At 72.0% G+C, this 19,749-nt stretch carries 20 protein-coding genes; all 20 read left to right on the top strand.

The features are described 5' to 3' along the window. On the top strand, positions 1-501 hold a 501-nt coding region (gene ruvX, locus AC1DV7_RS05825; RefSeq protein ID WP_477595497.1), incomplete at its 5' end, for a Holliday junction resolvase RuvX. Continuing rightward, the gene (mltG, locus tag AC1DV7_RS05820; protein WP_477595495.1) at positions 498-1,685 is read left to right on the top strand and encodes an endolytic transglycosylase MltG; all 1,188 of its coding nucleotides are present in this window, start codon (positions 498-500) and stop codon (positions 1,683-1,685) included. The genes ruvX and mltG, both read left to right, overlap by 4 nt. Further along, positions 1,655-2,488, top strand: coding sequence for a shikimate dehydrogenase (locus tag AC1DV7_RS05815; RefSeq protein ID WP_477595493.1), 834 nt, complete (start codon positions 1,655-1,657; stop codon positions 2,486-2,488). The genes mltG and AC1DV7_RS05815 overlap by 31 nt, the downstream gene beginning before the upstream one ends. Then, positions 2,488-3,189, top strand: coding sequence for a prepilin peptidase (locus AC1DV7_RS05810; protein ID WP_477595491.1), 702 nt, complete (start codon positions 2,488-2,490; stop codon positions 3,187-3,189). Before AC1DV7_RS05815 ends, AC1DV7_RS05810 begins: the two co-directional genes overlap by 1 nt. A gap of 37 nt (positions 3,190-3,226) precedes the next feature. Beyond that, entirely contained in the window at positions 3,227-4,450 is a 1,224-nt protein-coding gene (aroC, locus tag AC1DV7_RS05805; protein WP_477595489.1) for a chorismate synthase, read from the top strand. Then, a complete protein-coding gene (locus AC1DV7_RS05800) occupies positions 4,447-4,968 on the top strand; it encodes a shikimate kinase (RefSeq protein ID WP_477595487.1) in 522 nt (173 codons plus the stop codon). Before aroC ends, AC1DV7_RS05800 begins: the two co-directional genes overlap by 4 nt. Then, complete coding sequence (gene aroB, locus AC1DV7_RS05795; RefSeq protein ID WP_477595485.1) at positions 4,965-6,038, top strand: 3-dehydroquinate synthase; 1,074 nt, start codon at positions 4,965-4,967, stop codon at positions 6,036-6,038. Before AC1DV7_RS05800 ends, aroB begins: the two co-directional genes overlap by 4 nt. Positions 6,039-6,058: 20 nt before the next feature. Then, complete coding sequence (locus AC1DV7_RS05790) at positions 6,059-6,970, top strand: ketopantoate reductase family protein (RefSeq protein ID WP_477595483.1); 912 nt, start codon at positions 6,059-6,061, stop codon at positions 6,968-6,970. A gap of 64 nt (positions 6,971-7,034) precedes the next feature. Beyond that, positions 7,035-7,961 (top strand): intradiol ring-cleavage dioxygenase, encoded by a 927-nt coding sequence (locus AC1DV7_RS05785; RefSeq protein WP_477595481.1) that lies wholly within the window; start codon positions 7,035-7,037, stop codon positions 7,959-7,961. Positions 7,962-8,108: 147 nt separating this feature from the next. Then, entirely contained in the window at positions 8,109-8,669 is a 561-nt protein-coding gene (gene efp / locus AC1DV7_RS05780) for an elongation factor P (protein ID WP_477595479.1), read from the top strand. Next, positions 8,670-9,083, top strand: a complete 414-nt coding sequence (nusB, locus tag AC1DV7_RS05775; RefSeq protein ID WP_477595477.1) for a transcription antitermination factor NusB — start codon at positions 8,670-8,672, stop codon at positions 9,081-9,083. It abuts the gene before it with no gap. A gap of 2 nt (positions 9,084-9,085) precedes the next feature. Next, entirely contained in the window at positions 9,086-9,571 is a 486-nt protein-coding gene (locus tag AC1DV7_RS05770) for a GNAT family N-acetyltransferase (protein WP_477595475.1), read from the top strand. A 237-nt stretch (positions 9,572-9,808) separates the two neighbouring features. Beyond that, a complete protein-coding gene (pyrR, locus tag AC1DV7_RS05765) occupies positions 9,809-10,420 on the top strand; it encodes a bifunctional pyr operon transcriptional regulator/uracil phosphoribosyltransferase PyrR (protein WP_477595473.1) in 612 nt (203 codons plus the stop codon). Then, positions 10,417-11,421: an aspartate carbamoyltransferase catalytic subunit gene (locus AC1DV7_RS05760; protein WP_477595471.1), complete on the top strand. Its 1,005-nt coding sequence runs from the start codon at positions 10,417-10,419 to the stop codon at positions 11,419-11,421. Before pyrR ends, AC1DV7_RS05760 begins: the two co-directional genes overlap by 4 nt. Next, positions 11,421-12,710: a dihydroorotase gene (locus AC1DV7_RS05755; RefSeq protein ID WP_477595469.1), complete on the top strand. Its 1,290-nt coding sequence runs from the start codon at positions 11,421-11,423 to the stop codon at positions 12,708-12,710. The genes AC1DV7_RS05760 and AC1DV7_RS05755 overlap by 1 nt, the downstream gene beginning before the upstream one ends. After that, complete coding sequence (locus tag AC1DV7_RS05750; RefSeq protein WP_477595467.1) at positions 12,707-13,291, top strand: PH-like domain-containing protein; 585 nt, start codon at positions 12,707-12,709, stop codon at positions 13,289-13,291. Before AC1DV7_RS05755 ends, AC1DV7_RS05750 begins: the two co-directional genes overlap by 4 nt. Further along, a complete protein-coding gene (carA, locus tag AC1DV7_RS05745; protein ID WP_477595465.1) occupies positions 13,288-14,502 on the top strand; it encodes a glutamine-hydrolyzing carbamoyl-phosphate synthase small subunit in 1,215 nt (404 codons plus the stop codon). Before AC1DV7_RS05750 ends, carA begins: the two co-directional genes overlap by 4 nt. Further along, positions 14,502-17,807, top strand: coding sequence for a carbamoyl-phosphate synthase large subunit (carB, locus tag AC1DV7_RS05740; protein ID WP_477595463.1), 3,306 nt, complete (start codon positions 14,502-14,504; stop codon positions 17,805-17,807). The genes carA and carB overlap by 1 nt, the downstream gene beginning before the upstream one ends. Continuing rightward, entirely contained in the window at positions 17,804-18,679 is an 876-nt protein-coding gene (locus AC1DV7_RS05735; RefSeq protein WP_477595461.1) for a dihydroorotate dehydrogenase electron transfer subunit, read from the top strand. Before carB ends, AC1DV7_RS05735 begins: the two co-directional genes overlap by 4 nt. Further along, on the top strand, positions 18,679-19,740 hold the full coding sequence (locus tag AC1DV7_RS05730) for a dihydroorotate dehydrogenase (protein ID WP_477595459.1): 1,062 nt from the start codon (positions 18,679-18,681) through the stop codon (positions 19,738-19,740). Before AC1DV7_RS05735 ends, AC1DV7_RS05730 begins: the two co-directional genes overlap by 1 nt. Positions 19,741-19,749 lie beyond the last annotated feature (9 nt).

Here is a 19,749-nt window from a genome sequence, read left to right as displayed (position 1 = left end):
GGCGTACGCCTCGGCGTCGACGTCGGCAGCGTCCGCGTCGGGGTGGCCGCGAGCGACCCGTCGGGGCTGCTGGCGACCCCCGTCCGCACCGTGCCGCGCGACCCCGAGGCGGACGCCGAGCACCCCGGGGACCTGCTCGAGCTCGCCGGCCTGGTCGCCGAGGTGACCGCGATCGAGGTCGTCGTGGGCCTGCCCAGGACCCTTGCCGGCGACGAAGGTGCCGCTGCGCAGACCGCGCGCACGTATGCTGGGCGGCTGGCGGAGCAGATCGCCCCCGTGCCCGTTCGTCTGGTCGACGAGCGGCTCACGACGGTCGACGCGCACCGCAGCCTCCGCGAGAGCGGGGTCGACGGACGCAAGCACCGTGCGGTCGTCGACCAGGCCGCTGCAGTCCTCATCCTGCAGGCCGCCCTCGACGCGGAGCGCAGCTCCGGGCGACCGCCCGGCGAGCTGGTGAGGACAGGAGGGCGCAAGCCCCGGACGAAGGACAGGCGCCGATGACCGAGCCCCACCTGGAGCACTCGATCTTCGGGGGGCAGCACGACGACCAGGCCCAGCACGAACGGAGTGCGGAGGAGCCGCTCGTCAGTCGCGCCCAGCGACGCGCGGCCGCCAAGCCACGCAGGCGCGGCGGTCGCCGGATGGGGTGCCTGTTCATCGCCATCGCCCTGGTTGCCGTTGCCGCGTTCGCGGCCTACACCGTGCTCCGTCCGGTGGTCGACGGCTTCCTCGAGAGCAACGACTACCCGGGCCCGGGCTCGGGCGAGGTGCAGGTCGTCGTCAACGACGGCGACACCGGCCGCGCCATCGGCGCGACCCTCGAGAAGGCGGGCGTCGTGAAGACGTCCAAGGCCTTCCTCGAGGCGGCCAACGCCGACGCCCGGTCGGCGTCGATCCAGCCGGGCACCTACACGCTCAAGAAGCAGATGACGGCCAAGGACGCCCTGGCGGTCCTGGTCGACACCGCAAACCGCAGCGTCCCCCGCGTCACCATCCGCGAGGGGCTGTGGAAGAAGGAGGTCTTCGCGGCCCTGTCCAAGGGGACCGGTCTGCCCGTGGCCGAGTACGCCGCGGCGGCGAAGGACCCGCAGGCGCTGGGCCTGCCCGCGACCGCCAAGGGCAACCTCGAGGGCTACCTCTTCCCGTCGACGTACGAGTTCCCCGCCAAGTCGACGGCTGCGGAACAGCTCAAGACGATGGTCGCCAAGACCGTCTCCGAGCTCGAGAAGGCCGGGGTGGCCGAGGCCGACATGGAGCGCACGCTCATCGTCGCCTCCATCGTCGAGGGAGAGGTCAGCGGTGACGCCGACCGCGCCAAGGTCGCCCGCGTCATCGAGAACCGCATCAAGACCGTCTCGGCGCCCAACTACGGCCTGCTCCAGATGGACTCCACGGTGCACTTCGCCGTGCAGAAGCGGGGCCGCGCCGGCACCAGCGACGCCGACCGCAACAGCCCCAGCCCCTACAACACCTACAAGGTGCAGGGGCTGCCCCCCGGGCCCATCAACAGTCCCGGGGCCGCGTCGATCGCCGCTGCCGCCAGCCCCGCCGAGGGCACCTGGCTGTTCTTCGTGACGACCGACCCCGACACGGGTGAGACCAAGTTCGCCACCACCACCGCCGAGCACCAGCGCAACGTGCAGGAGTTCCAGGCGTGGTGTCGCCAGCACAGCGACCGGTGCTGAACGCCGCCGTCCTCGGGCGGCCCGTAGCCCACTCGCTGTCACCGGCCCTGCACGCGGCCGGCTACCGCGCGACGGGCCTGACCGACTGGTCGTACGCCGTCCACGAGGTGGCCGCCGACGAGCTCGCCGGCTTCGTGGCGGCGCTCGACGACAGCTGGCGCGGGCTCAGCCTCACCATGCCCCTCAAGGAGGTCGCCCTCGAGGTGGCGACGACCGTGTCCCGCACCGCCCGGGCCACCGGCGCGGTCAACACGCTGGTCCGTCGCGACGACCTCGGCTGGGACGGGCACAACACCGACGTCCGGGGGATCGAGGCGGCGTTGGCCGACGTGCCCCACGACGGTGCGGCGACGGTGCTCGGCGGTGGCGCCACGGCTCGGTCCGCGCTGCTGGCTCTGTCGTCCCTCGGCGTCGAGCGGGTTGCCCTGGCCGTGAGGGGCACGGCGCGGCCCGAGACGCTCCGGCTGGCCGTCCACGCGGGGATCGCCGTCGAGGTMGTGCCGCTCGCCGACTGGACGGCCTCGGGGGCCCACCGGCTCGTCGTCAGCACGCTGCCGCCCGAGGGGGCCGAGGCAGCCGCCGCCCCGCTCGCCGGGCGTCGCCTGCACGGCACCCTGATGGACGTGGTCTACGCCGACTGGCCGACGCCACTCGCGACGGCGGCCTCCGCCGCGGGTCTCGCGGTGGTCTCGGGACTCGACATGCTCGTCTACCAGGCCGCCGAGCAGTTCCGGCTCTTCACCGGCACCACCCCACCCGTCCAGGCGATGTACGCCGCGGGTCGCCAGGCTCTGGGGCGCTGATGTCGGTGGTGCAGCTCGCCTCCGGCGCGGGAACCCCCTGGTGGCTCGTCGTCGCCTTCGCCGTCGCGGGGGCGCTGCTCGGCGGTCTCACCGGCCGGGTGCTGGCGACCGGTGGCTATCGCATCGAGTCCGACGAACCCTCGTCCCCCCTGCGGCGCTGGTGGTGGCCGGGACTCGCGCTGGGAGCCCTCTGGGCGTTCCTCGCCTGGCGCGTCGGTGACGCCGCCGGGTGGGCCGGCATCCCGGCATACCTGCTCTTCGCGTGGCTCGCGGTGGGGCTGTTCTGGATCGACGCGGACGTCCACCGCCTCCCTGACGGGCTGGTGCTGCCTGCCTACCCGGCGCTGCTGGTGCTGCTCGTCGTGGCGACGGCGGGGCTGGGGGACTGGGGCGCGCTCGTGCGCGCGCTCGCCTGCATGGCAGGCCTGTATGCCGTGTACCTGCTGCTCGCCGTCGTCTCACCGGGCTCGATCGGGTACGGCGACGTCAAGCTCGCCGGCGTCATCGGGCTCGTGCTGGGGTGGGCCGGCGTGGGCACGGCGGCCCTCGGCGTCCTCGCCGGGTTCCTCGTCGGCGGCCTGGTGGCGGTCGTGTTCCTGGTGGGGCGGCGAGCCGGGCTGCGGTCGCACATCGCCTACGGACCCTCGATGCTGGCGGGCGCGTTCGTCGCGCTGGCGCTCGAGTTCCAGTGGGTGGCCTAGCCGCAGGACGTCGCGGGCTGCATGGGAGGATCGAGCCATGCTCCGCTGGTTGACCGCAGGTGAGTCCCACGGCCCGGCCCTCCTCGCGACGATCGAGGGGCTGCCGGCCGGCGTCGAGGTGACGACCAAGGACGTCGCCGCCGCCCTGGCCCGGCGACGCCTGGGGTTCGGCCGCGGCGCCCGGATGAAGTTCGAGCAGGACGAGGTCGAGTTCCTCGGCGGTGTCCGGCACGGGGTGACGATGGGGTCGCCTGTCGCGATCCGGATCGGCAACACCGAGTGGCCCAAGTGGGAGACCGTGATGTCACCCGACCCGGTCTCGGCCGAGGACTTCGCCGCCAGCGACGACGTCAACGCCGACAAGGAGATCGCCCGCAACCGGCCGCTGACCCGGCCGCGCCCGGGCCATGCCGACCTCGTCGGGATGCAGAAGTACGGCTTCGACGACGCCCGGCCCGTCCTCGAGCGGGCCTCGGCTCGCGAGACGGCCGCCCGGGTGGCCCTGGGTGAGGTGGCCTCGCGCTTCCTGGAGCAGGCGTACGGCATCCGGCTGGTCTCCCACACGGTCTCGATGGGCACGGCCGGAGTGTCCGACGACGCCGCCCTGCCGACTCCCGACCAGGTCGAGCAGATCGACGCCGACCCGGTGCGCACCCTCGACCCGCAAGGGTCGGCCGCGATGGTCGCCGAGGTCGAGGCCGCCAAGCGCGACGGCGACACCCTCGGCGGAGTCGTCGAGGTGCTGGCCTACGGGCTGCCCCCGGGGCTGGGTTCGCACGTGCACTGGGACCGTCGCCTCGATGCGCAGCTCGCAGGGGCCCTGATGAGCATCCAGGCGATCAAGGGCGTCGAGGTGGGCGACGGCTTCCGCACCGCCGCGCGCCGCGGGTCCGCCGCCCACGACGAGATGGACCGCGACGACGACGGCGTCATCCAGCGTCGCACCGGTCGCGCCGGTGGCACCGAGGGTGGGATGTCGACCGGTGACGTCCTGCGGGTGCGCGCCGCGATGAAGCCGATCTCGACGGTGCCCCGCGCACTCGACACGATCGACACCACGGGGGAGGGGGCCGCCAAGGCCATCCACCAGCGCTCCGACGTCTCCGCCGTGCCGGCCGCCGGGGTGGTGGCCGAGGCGATGGTGGCGCTGGTCCTCGCGCAGGCGTGCGTCGAGAAGTTCGGCGGCGACTCGGTGACCGAGACGGCACGCAACCACGCGGCATACCTCGCCTCCATCCCCGGGACGATGCGCACGTGGTGAGTGAGGCACGCAGGCCCCGCGCGGTCGTCATCGGACCGCCCGGGGCGGGCAAGAGCACGATCGGCCGACGGCTCGCCGGCGCCCTCGGCGTCGCCTGGCACGACACCGACGCCGCCATCGAGGCGAGCGCGGGCCAGTCGATCGCCGACCTGTTCGTCGACCACGGCGAGACACACTTCCGCGACCTCGAGCGCACCGAGGTGATCCGCGCGCTGGCCGAGCACGACGGCATCGTGTCGCTCGGCGGTGGGGCGCCGATGGACCCGGTCGTCCAGCAGGCGCTGGGCGGTCACACCGTCGTCTTCCTCGACGTCGGGATCGCCGACGCCGCGCGCCGCATCGGCTTCGACGCCAGCCGCCCTCTGCTCGCGGTCAACCCCCGGGCGTCGTGGACCAAGATGATGAACGAGCGCCGCCCCACGTACGAGCGACTCGCCACCGTGCGCGTCGACACCGCCGGTCGCAAGCCCGCGGCCGTGGTCGCCCAGATCGTCGAGCTGCTGGAGGCGCAGGCATGACCACCACCCGGATCAGCGTCGGCGGCGACTACGACGTGGTGGTCGGCACCGGCCTGCTCGACGAGCTGCCCGCCCTGGTGGGCGAGGGAGTGCAGCGCGTCCTCGTCGTGCACCCCCGGGCGCTTGCCGCGACCGGCGAAGGCGTGCGCGAGGCCTTGCTGGCCAAGGGTTTCGAGGCGTATGCCGCGGAGGTGCCCGACGCCGAGGAGGCCAAGACCTCGCAGGTCGCCGCCTTTCTCTGGGGCGTCCTCGGGCAGGCTGGCTTCACCCGGTCCGACGCGATCGTGGCCGTCGGCGGCGGGGCGACGACCGACCTCGCGGGGTTCGTGGCGGCGACCTGGCTGCGGGGCATCAAGGTCGTCCACGTGCCGACGACGTTGCTGGCCATGGTCGACGCGGCGGTGGGCGGCAAGACCGGCATCAACACCCCCGAGGGCAAGAACCTCGTGGGCGCCTTCCACCCTCCGGCAGGGGTCCTGTGCGACCTCGACACCCTCGAGACCCTGCCGACCCACGACTTCGTCGCGGGGCTGGCCGAGGTGGTCAAGTGCGGTTTCATCGCCGACCCGGTGATCCTCGACCTCATCGAAGCCGACCCCCACGGGGTCCGCTCCGCGTCGGGCACGCACGTCCGTGAGCTCGTGGAGCGGGCGATCCGGGTCAAGGCCGACGTTGTGGGCGAGGACCTCACCGAGCAGGGGCTGCGCGAGATCCTCAACTACGGGCACACCTTCGGGCACGCCGTCGAGCAGGTCGAGCGCTACGCGTTCCGGCACGGAGCAGCCGTGTCGATCGGGATGGTCTACGTCGCCGAGCTGGCCCGGCTGGCCGGCAAGATGGACGACGACCTGGTCGACCGGCACCGCGCGATCCTCACGTCGCTCGGGCTGCCGACCACCTACCGCGGCGACAAGTGGCCCGCCCTGCTGGAGGCGATGAAGCGCGACAAGAAGTCGCGCGGGTCGATGCTGCGCTTCGTGGTGCTCTCCGGGCTGGCCCGGCCGGTCAGGCTCGAGGGGCCCGATCCCGCCCTGCTGCAGGCGGCGTACGCCGAGGTCTCGCGCACCTGAACGGGGGTACCGTCGGGAGCATGACGGACCGGCTCGAGGTGGCGGTGCTCGGCGCTGGTGGCGTCGGCGGGCTCCTCGCGGTGCTGATGACCCGCGCCGGCCACCACGTCACCGTGCTGGCCCGTGACCGCACGGCCGACCACCTGCGCCGCCACGGCCTCGAGCTCCGCAGCCAGGTCTTCGGCGACTCGGTCGAGACCGTGGCTGCCGAGCCGCGGCTGGAGGCGCCGCCCGACCTCGTGCTGGTCACGGTCAAGGCCACGGCCCTCGACTGGGCCCTCGACCTGGTGCCGCCCGGCAGCCTGGGGGACGCTCTCGTGCTGCCGTTCCTCAACGGGCTGGACCACGTGGAGCTCCTGCGGGCGCGCTACGGACCCACCCACGTCGCCACCGGCACGATCCGGGTCGAGTCCGAGCGCGTGAGCCCCGGTGTGGTAGTGCACCGGTCGCCCTTCGCGCTCGTCGAGCTGGCCGCCGGCCAGGCCGACCCCGCGCAGGTCAAGCTGGTCGCCGACGCACTGGCCGACGCAGGGCTCACCACGACCGTGCGTGACGACGACCGGCAGATCCTGTGGGACAAGCTCAGCGTCCTCGCGCCGATCGCCCTGTTCACCACCTCCTTCGCCGCGCCCTGGGGGGTCCCTCGCGCCGAGCACTGGGACGGCATCGTGGCCGTCGTCGGTGAGATCGCCGACGCGGCGAGCGGTGAGGGGGTCGCCGTGGACCGGGACGCCGTCCTGGCGTTCCTGCAGCAGGTGCCCGCCGACATGCGCAGCTCCATGCAGAAGGACGCCGCCGCCGGACGCACGCCCGAGCTGGATGCGATCGGCGGTGCCGTGCTGCGGGCGGCGGCCCGTGCCGGGACGCCGGCTCCGACCACCGCGCGGCTCGTCGACGGGCTGGCCTCACTGCTCCCACCACGCCTTCCCTGAGCTCCACAGGGACCGCACAGGAAGGCCACAGCCGCCCGCCGGGTGCGACCGTCAGGGTGTGACCATGAGCAGCCAGCGCAGCGACCACGCAGCCGTCGAGGACCACGGCACCGACCACTTCGGCAACCCGCACGACGAGCGGCACGACCGCGGCCTCGAGTTCGACGTCCAGACCCTGGTGGACCGGCGCCGCCTCCTCGGCCTGTTCGGCGGGCTCGGGGCGACGGCGGCCCTGGCTGCCTGTGGTGCCGACCCGGGCGCCACGTCGGGTTCGTCGAGCTCGTCGTCGTCCACCTCGTCGTCCTCGTCCTCGTCCTCGTCGTCGTCCTCGTCGTCGGGCAGCGCCACCAGCGGCAGCACCCCCCAGGCCGAGGTCCCCGACGAGACCGGTGGCCCCTACCCGGGGGACGGGTCCAACGGTCCGAACGTCCTCGACGACTCGGGCATCGTGCGGTCCGACATCACCAGCAGCTTCGGGTCGTCCACCACGAAGGCCCAGGGCGTGCCCCTCACCATCAATCTCACGGTCACGGACGCCGGCAACGGGTACGCCGCACTGTCGGGAGCCGCCGTCTACCTGTGGCACTGCGACCGGGACGGCCAGTACTCGCTCTACTCCCAAGCCGCCACCGACGAGAACTACCTGCGCGGGGTCCAGGCCACGAACAGCTCCGGGACGGCGACGTTCACGAGCATCTTCCCCGCGGCGTACTCCGGTCGCTGGCCGCACATCCACTTCGAGGTCTACCAGTCGCTCGACCAGGCGACGAGCAGCGGCCAGATCGTCAAGACCAGCCAGATCGCGCTCCCCGAGGCGGCCTGCACCGCGGTCTACGCCACGCCGGGCTACGAGCAGAGCGTCAGCAACCTCGCCCAGACCTCACTCACGAGGGACATGGTCTTCGGCGACGACGGGGGCATCTACCAGCTGGCCACCGTGACCGGCGACCTCACGAACGGCTTCGTCGCCAACCTCACGATCGGCGTCTGAGCGAGTCCGGGCTGCCCTGGGCAGCAGCGATTCGGGGTGTGTGGGGCCGGCCGCTAGACTGGCCGGCGATCCCCACCGAACACTTCCCGAACTGCCGCGCGCGCTCAGCCACGCGGCATACCGGCTGATGGAAAGCGACACACACCCGTGGCATCGACCAACGACCTGAAGAACGGCCTGGTCCTCAACCTCGAGGGCCAGCTGTGGTCCGTCGTGGAGTTCCAGCACGTCAAGCCCGGCAAGGGGCCGGCCTTCGTGCGCACCAAGCTCAAGCACGTCCTGTCGGGCAAGGTCGTCGACAAGACGTTCAACGCCGGCACCAAGGTCGAGACCGCCAACGTCGACCGCCGCGACATGCAGTACCTCTACAAGGACGGCGCCGACTTCGTCTTCATGGACGGGTCGACCTACGACCAGATCCACATCCCCGAGGCCACCGTGGGCGAGGCAGCGAACTACCTCCTCGAGAACCAGACCGCGCAGGTCGCGACCCACGACGGCACGGTGCTCTACGTCGAGCTGCCCGCCTCGGTCGTCCTCGAGATCACCTACACCGAGCCGGGCCTGCAGGGCGACCGCTCCACCGGCGGCACCAAGCCGGCGACCCTCGAGACCGGCGCGACGATCAACGTCCCGCTGTTCCTCGAGCAGGGCACCAAGGTCAAGGTCGACACCCGCGACGGTTCCTACCTCGGCCGCGTGAACTGAGTGGCTGCAAGGACCAAGGCACGCAAACGCGCGATCGACCTCCTGTTCGAGGCCGAGCAGCGCGGCATGAACGCTCGTGACCTGCTCGCAGAGCGGCTCGCCAAGCCGGTCACCGAGGCCCCGCTGAACCAGTACACCGCCGACCTGGTCGAGGGTGTGGTGTCGCACTGGACCGACATCAACGAGCTGCTGGCGACGTACTCGCAGGGCTGGACCCTCGACCGGATGCCCAGCGTCGATCGCGCCATCCTGCGGCTCGGGGCGTTCGAGGTGCTCTACTCGACCGAGGTCCCGGAGGGCGTGGCCATCACCGAGGCGGTCGAGCTCGCCAAGAGCCTGTCGACCGACGACAGCCCCAAGTTCGTCAACGGCCTGCTCGGCCGGCTCGCCGAGGTCAAGCCCACCCTCGCCTGACCGTGCTGGTCCGTCCCGCGGTCGCGGCCGACCTCTCCCTGCTGCAGGGCATCGAGGCGGCGGCCGACCGGATGTTCGACGAGGTGGTGGACACCTCCCGATGGGGCCACCCGGACACCGGCGAGGACAGGGCAGCTGAGCCGGGCTTCCTGCTCGTGGTGGGGGAGCCGGTCGTGGGGTTCGCCCACGTCCTCGACCTCGACGGGCGAGCGCACCTCGAGCAGCTGGCTGTCCTGCCCCGGCAGGTCAGGCGCGGATTGGGCACCGCGCTCGTCGAGGGGGTATGTCGTGAGGCGGCCTCTCGCGGGTACGACCGGGTGACGCTGCGCACCTTCGCGGACGTCCCGTGGAACGGACCCTTCTACGCTCGCCTGGGTTTCGCAGAGATCCCGGACCCGGACTGGATGGCGCCGTTGTTGGCCGCCGAGGCACGGATTGGTCTGCCCCAGGCGGGACGGCGCGTGGCGATGCAGCGCCTGCTCCCCTGACGCGCGCCCGACCCGACATCGTGGCGTTTCCGTCACGAATCAACGTGCCTGGCCGCGGTGCGGGTGCAATCGTGGCGTTTCTGCCACGAGTGCGCCGCGCCCTCGATGGCGCGCCAGCTGCGTGGACGCCTTCGGCGGGCCGGTATGCCGGGTGCCCCCGTCACCGGGTATGGTGGCCGACGAACGACATCCTTTAACGACCTGTCCTGTGAGGCAGGGAAGGAGGTCCTGACGCTGATGCGTCCTGACTTTGCTGCACCCTCGGTCGAGCCCGTGGCTCCCGTCCCCGTCGACGCATCCACCGACGACTCGCGCACCGTCATGACCGAGGCCGACGTGGCCCGCGTCCTGCGGCGCATCGCGCACGAGATCCTCGAGCACAACAAGGGGGCCGCCGACCTCGTGGTCCTCGGCATCCCGACGCGCGGGGTGGCCCTGGCCCGCCGGCTGGCCGCCCTCATCGAGGAGGTCGAGGGCACGCCGGTGGCCGTCGGCGCCCTCGACGTCACGATGCACCGCGACGACCTGCGGCGGCAGCCGACCCGCAGCCCGATGCACACCGACATCCCGCCGGGCGGCATCGACGACAAGGTCGTGGTGCTCGTCGACGACGTGCTGTACTCCGGGCGCACCGTCCGCGCTGCCCTGGACGCGCTGTCCGACCTCGGGCGGCCACGCATCGTGCGGCTCGCCGTGCTGGTCGACCGCGGTCACCGAGAGCTGCCGATCCGCGCCGACCACGTGGGCAAGAACCTCCCGACCTCCAGCAGCGAGAAGGTCCGCGTGCGACTGAGCGAGCCCGACCAGGTCGAGGACCAGGTCACCATCGCCGGAGGGGAGACCCGATGACCCTCACGACCGCGAGCGACCCCGGCGCCCGCGAGCCCGCAGCCCCGAGCAGGACCCGGCGGCACCTGCTGTCGTCCGCCGACCTCGACCGGGAGCAGGTGCGCGCCATCCTCGACACTGCCGCCGAGATGCACGGCATCCAGCAGCGCGACGTCAAGAAGCTCCCCACGCTGCGCGGCCGCACGGTCGTCAACCTGTTCTTCGAGGACTCGACGCGCACCCGCAGCAGCTTCGAGATCGCGGGCAAGTGGCTGTCCGCCGACGTCATCAACATCAGCGGCAAGGGGTCCTCGACCTCCAAGGGCGAGTCGCTGCGCGACACCGTCCTCACCGTCGCGGCCATGGGCGTCGACGCGATGGTCATCCGCCACCACGCCAGCGGAGCCGCCCACCAGGTCAGCCAGTGGGTGAACGCCCACGTCATCAACGCCGGCGACGGCACGCACGAGCACCCGACGCAGGCCCTGCTCGACGCCTACACGATGCAGCGCCGGCTCGGTGACCTCGAGGGCCGTCACGTGGCCATCGTGGGCGACCTCACGCACTCACGGGTGGTGCGCTCCAACCTCATCACGCTCCGGACGCTGGGCGCCCGGGTGACCCTGGTCGCGCCACCGACCCTCATGCCGAGCGGCATCACCGCCTGGGCGGCAGCCGACGGCTTCGAGCTGAGCCACGACTTCGACGCCGTGCTGCCCGAGGTGGACGCCGTGATGATGCTGCGGGTGCAGCGCGAACGCATGAGCGGGGGGTTCTTCCCGACGGCCCGCGAGTACACCGTCGGCTACGGCCTGACCCGCGCCAGGCTGGAGGCCCTCACCGCCGCCAACCCCGCGGCCGTCATCTGCCACCCCGGCCCGATGAACCGCGGTCTCGAGATCGCCGCCGACGCCGCCGACGGCGCACAGTCGCTGATCCTCGACCAGGTGAGCGCGGGCGTCGCGGTGCGGATGTCGGTGCTCTACCACCTGTTGGCCGGCGGCGAAGGAGGGGAGGCCTGATGGCCACGTTGCTCATCACCGGTGCCGACCTGCTCGGACAGGGTGCCCAGGACGTCCTGGTCGAGCACGGCGTCATCACGCAGGTCGGCTCGATCCGGTCCGCCAAGGGTGCCGACGTCCTCGACGCCGACGGCCTCGTGGCTCTGCCCGGCCTGGTCGACCTGCACACCCACCTGCGCGAGCCCGGCCGCGAGGACGCCGAGACGATCGCGAGCGGCTCGGCCGCTGCCGCCGTCGGGGGCTTCACGGCCGTCCTCGCCATGGCCAACACCAGCCCGGTGACCGACACGGCGGAGGCCGCCGAGCGGATCCTCGACCTGGGTCGGGCTGCGGGCCTGGTCGACGTGGTCCCTGTCGGTGCCGTGACCAAGGGTCTCGACGGCGAGGAGCTCGCCGAGCTGGGGCTCATGCACCGCTCTCGCGCCGGGGTGACCGTCTTCTCCGACGACGGCAGGTGCGTCCACGACGCCCGCATGATGCGCCGGGCCCTGGAGTACGTCCGTGCCTTCCGCGGCGTCGTCTCCCAGCACGCCCAGGACCCCCACCTGGCCGGACCGCAGGCGTGCGCCCACGAGGGCGAGCTCTCGGGACGGCTGGGGCTGCCCGGCTGGCCCGGCATCGCCGAGGAGTGCATCGTGGCCCGCGACGTCATGCTGGCCCGGCACACGGGATCGCGCGTCCACGTCGCCCACGTGTCGACCGCCGGCACCGTCGAGGTGGTGCGCTGGGCCAAGGCCCAGGGCATCGCGGTCACGGCCGAGGTCACGCCGCACCACCTGGTCCTCACGACGGACCTGCTCCGTGGCTACGACCCCGTCTTCAAGGTCAACCCGCCGCTGCGTCCCCAGGAGGACGTCGAGGCACTGCGGGCCGCGCTCGCCGACGGCACCATCGACGCCGTCGCCACCGACCACGCCCCGCACGCCCGTCACGACAAGGAGCACGCCTTCACCGAGGCGGCCTTCGGGATGCTCGGCCTCGAGACCGCCCTGTCGGTCGTCAGCGACGTGATGGTCCGCGGCGGGTTGCTCGACTGGTCGGGCGTCGCCCGCGTCATGTCCGCCAACCCGGCGGCGATCGCGGGGCTCAGCGGGCACGGCCGGCCACTCGCGGTCGGCGAGCCCGCCAACCTGACCCTCGTGGACGCGACCGCCGACGTCACCGTCGACCGGAGCGCGTCACTCTCGCTGTCGCGCAACAACCCGTGGCACGGACGCACCCTGCGCGGTGCCGTGCACGCCACCGTGCTGCGCGGTCGCGTGACGGCCCAGAAGGGAGCCATCGCGTGACCCGCTTGCAAGCCGTCGGCGTCATGCTCGTGGCACTGGGCCTCATCTACGCGGTGCTGTATGCCGGGTGGGTGCGCAAGCGGCGCCAGCACGCCTCGGCGGCGATCGCCGCCGAGCGGCGTCGCACCGACGGGGGCACGCCCGAGGCGCCCTCGCTGCACGACGAGCGCGTCGCCCGGGTCGTCGTCGAGGGCACCTACGTCAGCACCGCCACTGCCGACAACCGGTTCGAGCGCGTGGTCACCGAGGGCCTGGGCAACCGGGCACGGGCCACCCTCACGGTCCAGCGGGGCAGCACCGACCAGCTCGTGCGCATCGAGCGCCAGGGCGAGTCGACCGTCATCATCCCCGCGTCGCGGTTGGTCTCTGTCCGCCGCGACCGGGGGATGGCGGGCAAGGTCGTGGGCGCCAACCGGATGCTCGTGATCCGCTGGAAGACCCCCGAGGGTGACCTCTACGACACCGGCTTCCTGCCGCGCTACCGCGCCGACGTCGACAAGGTCGAGTCGGCCCTGTGGTGGCACAGCAGCGAGCCAGACCAGCCGAACCCGCCTGCGACCGAAGGACACCCGACTTCATGAGCCCCACCGCACTGTCCGGCAACAACCTCGACCTCGACCTCGACCTCGAACGCGGGGCCGCGGTGCTGGTCCTCGAGGACGGTCGCGCGTTCCACGGTGAGGCCTACGGCGCGCAGGGGCAGACCGTGGGCGAGGCCGTCTTCTCCACCGGGATGACCGGCTACCAGGAGACGCTCACCGACCCCAGCTACCACCGGCAGGTGGTCGTCATGACGGCGCCGCACGTCGGCAACACCGGTGTCAACGACGAGGACGCCGAGTCGGGCAGGATCTGGGTGGCGGGCTACGTCGTGCGCGACCCGGCGCTGAGGCCCTCGAACTGGCGCAGCCGTCGCGGGCTCGAGGACGAGCTGCGCGACCAGGGCGTCGTGGGCATCAGCGGCATCGACACCCGCGCGCTGACCCGTCACCTTCGCGAGCGTGGGGCGATGCGGGTGGGGATCTTCTCCGGCAGCCAGGCGGACCTGCCGCTGCACGAGCTGCTCTCGGCGGTGACGAACGCACCGCTGATGAAGGGTGCCGCCCTGGCCGCCGAGGTGACGACCGAGCAGGCCTACGTCGTGCCTGCCGTGGGCGAGAAGCGGTTCACCGTGGCGGCGCTCGACCTCGGCATCAAGGCGATGACACCGGCCCTCATGGCCCAGCAGGGCATCGAGGTGCACGTCCTGCCGGCCACCGCGACGATCAACGACATCAAGGCCGTGGGGGACGGCGGCCCCGACGGCGTCTTCTTCTCCAACGGTCCGGGCGACCCGGCGACCGCGGACGCCGAGGTGGCGGTGCTGCGCCAGGTGCTCGACGCGCGCATCCCGTTCTTCGGCATCTGCTTCGGCAACCAGCTCCTCGGACGCGCGCTGGGGTTCGGCACCTACAAGCTCAAGTACGGCCACCGCGGCATCAACCAGCCGGTGATGGACCGCACGACCGGCAAGGTCGAGGTCACCGCGCACAACCACGGGTTCGCGGTCGACGCGCCCACGACCGGTGAGGTGACCGCGCCCGCGGACGCCGAGGGCACGGCATACGGGCGGGTGCGGGTCTCCCACGTGTGCCTCAACGACGACGTGGTCGAGGGGATCGAGTGCCTCGACCTGCCGGCCTACTCGGTGCAGTACCACCCCGAGGCGGCGGCCGGCCCGCACGACGCGGGCTACCTCTTCGACCGATTCGTCGAGCTCATGAGCAACAACGAGAAGGGAAACCGCGCCTGATGCCGAAGCGCGACGACATCAAGAGCGTCCTGGTCATCGGGTCGGGGCCGATCGTCATCGGCCAGGCCTGCGAGTTCGACTACTCGGGGACCCAGGCCTGCCGGGTGCTGCGCGAGGAGGGCATCCGCGTCATCCTCGTGAACTCCAACCCGGCGACGATCATGACCGACCCCGAGTTCGCCGACGCCACGTACGTCGAGCCGATCACCCCCGAGGTGGTGGAGTCGATCATCGCCCGGGAGCGTCCCGACGCTGTCCTGGCGACGCTGGGCGGCCAGACCGCGCTCAACTGCGCCATCGCGCTGCACGAGGCGGGGGTGCTCGAGAAGTACGGCTGCCCCCTCATCGGCGCCAACGTCGAGGCCATCCAGCTCGGCGAGGACCGCGAGAAGTTCAAGGGCGTCGTCGAGCGCTGCGGGGCCGAGTCCGCCCAGTCGGTCATCTGCCACTCGATGGACGAATGCCTCAGTGCGGCAACGGAGCTCGGTTATCCCGTCGTCGTCCGCCCGTCGTTCACGATGGGCGGCCTCGGGTCGGGCTTCGCCTACGACGAGACCGACCTTCGCCGCATCGCCGGGGCCGGGCTGCAGTACAGCCCGACCACCGAGGTCCTCCTCGAGGAGTCGATCCTCGGCTGGAAGGAGTACGAGCTCGAGGTCATGCGCGACCACGCCGACAACGTCGTGGTGGTCTGCTCCATCGAGAACCTCGACCCGATGGGCGTGCACACCGGCGACTCGATCACCGTCGCCCCCGCGCTGACCCTGACCGACCGCGAGTACCAGAGGCTGCGCGACATCGGCATCGCCGTGATCCGCGAGGTCGGCGTCGACACCGGCGGCTGCAACATCCAGTTCGCCGTCAACCCCGTCGACGGCCGCATCATCGTCATCGAGATGAACCCGCGGGTGTCCCGGTCGAGCGCCCTGGCGTCCAAGGCCACCGGGTTCCCCATCGCCAAGATCGCCGCCAAGATGGCGATCGGCTACACCCTCGACGAGGTCCCGAACGACATCACCCGCGAGACCCCGGCCTCGTTCGAGCCGAGCCTGGACTACGTCGTCGTCAAGGTGCCGCGGTTCGCCTTCGAGAAGTTCCCGGCCGCCGACACGACCCTCACGACCACCATGAAGTCGGTCGGTGAGGCGATGTCGATCGGCCGCAACTTCACCGAGGCGCTGCAGAAGGCCCTGCGGTCGATGGAGCGCAAGGACAGCACGTTCCACTGGGACGGTCCGCGCCCGAGCCAGGAGCAGGCCCGCTCGTACCTGCACACCGCCAAGACGCCCACCGACGGGCGGATCGTCACGGTCCAGCAGGCGATGCGCGGCGGCCTGTCCGTCGAGGAGGTCCACGAGGCGACCGGCATCGACCCGTGGTTCCTCGACCAGATGGCCCTCATCAACTCGGTCGCCGACCGGGTCGCCAGCGCCCCGGAGCTGACACCGGCGCTGTTGCGGCTGGCCAAGCGGCACGGCTTCAGCGACGTGCAGCTCGCCTCCCTGCGCGGTATGCCGGAGGCCGTGGTCCGCGGGGTCCGGCACGCCCTCGGGGTGCGCCCGGTCTACAAGACCGTCGACACCTGCGCCGCCGAGTTCGCGGCCACCACGCCTTACCACTACAGCACCTACGACGAGGAGACCGAGGTGGCACCGCGGGAGCGTGAGGCCGTCATCATCCTCGGCAGCGGTCCCAACCGCATCGGGCAGGGCGTCGAGTTCGACTACTCCTGCGTGCACGCGAGCTTCGCACTGCGCGATGCCGGCTACGACACCGTGATGGTCAACTGCAACCCCGAGACCGTCTCCACCGACTACGACACGAGCAGCCGCCTGTACTTCGAGCCGCTCACCCTCGAGGACGTCCTCGAGGTGGTCCACGCCGAGCAGCAGGCCGGTCCCATCGCGGGCGTCATCGTGCAGCTCGGAGGCCAGACGCCGCTGGGCCTCGCCAAGGCGCTCAAGGAGGCCGGGGTGCCGATCGTCGGCACCAGCCCCGAGGCCATCGACCTCGCCGAGGACCGTGGGGCCTTCGGCCGGGTCCTGGCCGAGGCGAACCTCCCCGCGCCCAAGCACGGCACGGCCTACAGCGCGGCCGAGGCCGTCGCGGTCGCCCGCGAGATCGGCTACCCGGTCCTGGTGCGGCCCTCCTACGTCCTCGGCGGTCGAGGCATGGAGATCGTGTATGACGACGAGACCCTCGCGACGTACGTCACCCGCGCGACCGTCGCCAGCCCGGAGCACCCGGTCCTCGTCGACCGTTTCCTCGACGACGCCATCGAGATCGACGTGGACGCGCTCTACGACGGCACCGAGATGTACCTCGGCGGGATCATGGAGCACATCGAGGAGGCCGGGATCCACTCCGGCGACTCGGCCTGCACGCTGCCGCCGGTGACCCTCGGCGTCGGCGAGCTCGAGCGGGTCCGCGAGGCCACCCTCAAGCTGGCCGAGGGGATCGGCGTCCGGGGCCTCATGAACGTCCAGTTCGCCCTGGCCCAGGACATCCTCTACGTGCTCGAGGCGAACCCGCGGGCCTCCCGGACCGTGCCCTTCGTCGCCAAGGCGACCGGGGTGCCGGTGGCCAAGGCCGCCGCCCGGGTGATGCTCGGCAGCAGCATCAAGGAGCTGCGGGCCGAGGGCATGCTGCCGCCGACCGGTGACGGTGGCACCATGCCGAGCCACGCCCCGGTGGCGGTCAAGGAGGCGGTCCTGCCGTTCAAGCGGTTCCGCACCCGCGAGGGCCTGGTCGTCGACAGCCTGCTCGGCCCCGAGATGCGCTCGACGGGTGAGGTCATGGGCATCGACCTTGACTTCGGCACGGCGTTCGCCAAGGGCATGCTCGCCGCCGGGTCCGGACTGCCCCGTGAGGGCAAGATCTTCGTGTCCGTCGCCAACCGCGACAAGCGCGCGATGATCTTCCCCGTCAAGCGGCTGGCCGACCTGGGGTTCACGATCGTCGCGACGACCGGCACCGGAGACGTGTTGCGCCGCAACGGGATCCCCTCGGAGGTCGTGCACAAGCACAGCGAGCGCGACGAGGGCGAGCAGAGCATCGTCGACCTCATCCTGGCCGGCGAGATCGCCATGGTGGTCAACACCCCGAGTGGCCCGAACGCCCGCGCCGACGGCTACGCGATCCGCGCGGCCACGACCTCGATGGACCGGCCGATCGTGACGACGGTGCAGGAGCTCGCGGCAGCGGTGCAGGGCATCGAGGCCCAGCTGGCCGGCGAGTTCACCGTCAAGCCGTTGCAGGAGCACGCGCGGGACCTCGACCTCTACGGGCTGCGGGGTACCCGGTGAGTGCGGGGGTCGTGCAGGTCACGGGTGAGCTCATCGCGTCACGCCGGGCGGGCGCCTACCACCACCTGACCTTCGTGGCACCCGGCCTGGCCGAGCACGCCCGCCCCGGCCAGTTCGTGGCGCTCGCGGTGGGCGGCGAGACCAGCGCCACGTTGCTGCGCCGGTGCTTCTCGATCCACAAGGTGAGCCCGTCGGGCACCTACGGGGGCACGGTCGACGTCGTCATCTCGGCAGTCGGGGCCGGCACGCGGTGGTTGGCGGACCTGCGGGCCCACGACGAGGTGTCGATCGTCGGCCCCCTCGGGCGGGCGTTCCCGCTGCCCCAGGAACCGGTGCCCTGCGTCCTCGTCGGCGGCGGCTACGGCAGCGCACCGCTCTTCTGGCTCGCCGAGGCGCTGCGCGAACGGGGCTGCCACGTCGAGATGGTCCTGGGCGCGGCCACGGAGCAGAAGCTGTTCGGGGTCGTCGAGGCACGTCGGGCGGCCGACGCCGTCACGGTGACCACCGACGACGGCTCGGCCGGCACCAGGGGCTGGGTCTCGGACGTGCTGCCCGAGGTGATCACGCGCAGCGGTGCCGCCGTGGTCTACGGCTGTGGGCCGATGGGCATGCTGAAGTCGATCACCGACGTGGCCACGGCCCACGGCGCGGTCGCGCAGGTCGCGGTCGAGGAGTCGATGGCGTGCGGCGTCGGGGTCTGCATGACCTGCGTGATGCCGGTCGAGGGCAACGACGGTGTCACGCGGATGGTGCGTTCGTGCGTCGAGGGTCCGGTGTTCCGCGGCGACCGCGTCCGGTGGGACGCCTTCGACGACGGCTGGTGCCGCGTGCCCGCCGACACCGTCGGTGCGCCGAGGCAGGGAGGTCACTGATGGGGCTGTTCACGTCGATCCGGCACACCGAGGACGCTCACGACGCGGCCGCTGCGTCCGCCACCCGTGACGCGACCCAGGCCGGCGGTGACGCGACGACCGCGCCCGCCGTCGACATGTCCGTCGACCTCGGCGGCGTGGTGCTGCCCAGCCCGATGATGACGGCGAGCGGCTGCGCGGCGAACGGACGCGAGCTGGCCCGGTTCTTCGACCTGCGCGAGCTCGGTGCCTTCGTCACCAAGTCGGTCATGGCCGACCCGCGCTCGGGGCGGGGCACGCCCCGGATGGCCGAGACGCCGTCGGGCATGCTCAACTCGATCGGCCTGCAGGGTCCTGGCATCAGCGCCTTCGTCGACAAGGACCTCGCGTGGCTCAAGGCGCAGGGCGCCCGGGTGCTGGTCTCCATCGCCGGCAACACCAGCGGCGAGTTCGCCGACGTGGCAGCCACGCTGAGGGCGAGCGACGCCTTCGACGCGGTCGTGGGGGTCGAGGTCAACATCTCCTGTCCCAACGTCGCCAACCGCGGCCTCGTCTTCGCCTGCGACCCGATGGCCAGCGCCAAGGTCATCGCCCTCGTGCGCGAGCAGCTGCCCCGGGACGTCCCGATCTTCGCCAAGCTGACGCCGGACGTCACCGACATCGTCAGCGTGGCCCAGGCCAGCGTGAAGGCGGGCGCCACTGGCCTGACGATGATCAACACCCTGCTGGGCATGGTCATCGACACCGACCGGCTGCGGCCCCAGGTGGCGGGCGTGACCGGTGGCCTGTCCGGCCCGGCCGTTCGCCCGGTGGCCGTCCGGGCGATCTGGCAGACGCGGGCGGCGATGCTCGAGGGCCGGCTCCCGACGGTGCCGATCATCGGCGTCGGGGGAGTGCGCACCGGGCGCGACGCGCTCGAGCTGGTCGCTGCCGGGGCGAGTGCGGTGCAGGTCGGGACGGCGACGTTCAACGACCCCAGCGCACCCGTCCGCGTGGGCAGGGAGTTGCGAGAGCTGTTGGGGGACAAGGGTTTCGAACGCTTCACCGATGCAATCGGTGTGGCCCATGGAAGGGTGGCGTGACGGCGGTGG

It is taken from the genome of Pedococcus sp. P2_E4, from assembly GCF_056403935.1.
Note: the sequence above shows the minus strand (reverse complement) of the source record. Positions and strands in the feature narration are given on the sequence as shown.

What these genes read in the sequence shown, in the direction of transcription:
- AC1DV7_RS05785 (WP_477595481.1), top strand. Translation starts at nt 7,035, where the DNA reads ATGAGCAGCCAGCGCAGCGACCACGCAGCCGTCGAGGACCACGGCACC.
- AC1DV7_RS05760 (WP_477595471.1), top strand. Translation starts at nt 10,417, where the DNA reads ATGACCCTCACGACCGCGAGCGACCCCGGCGCCCGCGAGCCCGCAGCC.
- mltG (WP_477595495.1), top strand. Translation starts at nt 498, where the DNA reads ATGACCGAGCCCCACCTGGAGCACTCGATCTTCGGGGGGCAGCACGAC.
- AC1DV7_RS05755 (WP_477595469.1), top strand. Translation starts at nt 11,421, where the DNA reads ATGGCCACGTTGCTCATCACCGGTGCCGACCTGCTCGGACAGGGTGCC.
- aroB (WP_477595485.1), top strand. Translation starts at nt 4,965, where the DNA reads ATGACCACCACCCGGATCAGCGTCGGCGGCGACTACGACGTGGTGGTC.
- aroC (WP_477595489.1), top strand. Translation starts at nt 3,227, where the DNA reads ATGCTCCGCTGGTTGACCGCAGGTGAGTCCCACGGCCCGGCCCTCCTC.
- AC1DV7_RS05730 (WP_477595459.1), top strand. Translation starts at nt 18,679, where the DNA reads ATGGGGCTGTTCACGTCGATCCGGCACACCGAGGACGCTCACGACGCG.
- pyrR (WP_477595473.1), top strand. Translation starts at nt 9,809, where the DNA reads ATGCGTCCTGACTTTGCTGCACCCTCGGTCGAGCCCGTGGCTCCCGTC.
- carB (WP_477595463.1), top strand. Translation starts at nt 14,502, where the DNA reads ATGCCGAAGCGCGACGACATCAAGAGCGTCCTGGTCATCGGGTCGGGG.
- AC1DV7_RS05790 (WP_477595483.1), top strand. Translation starts at nt 6,059, where the DNA reads ATGACGGACCGGCTCGAGGTGGCGGTGCTCGGCGCTGGTGGCGTCGGC.
- carA (WP_477595465.1), top strand. Translation starts at nt 13,288, where the DNA reads ATGAGCCCCACCGCACTGTCCGGCAACAACCTCGACCTCGACCTCGAC.
- AC1DV7_RS05810 (WP_477595491.1), top strand. Translation starts at nt 2,488, where the DNA reads ATGTCGGTGGTGCAGCTCGCCTCCGGCGCGGGAACCCCCTGGTGGCTC.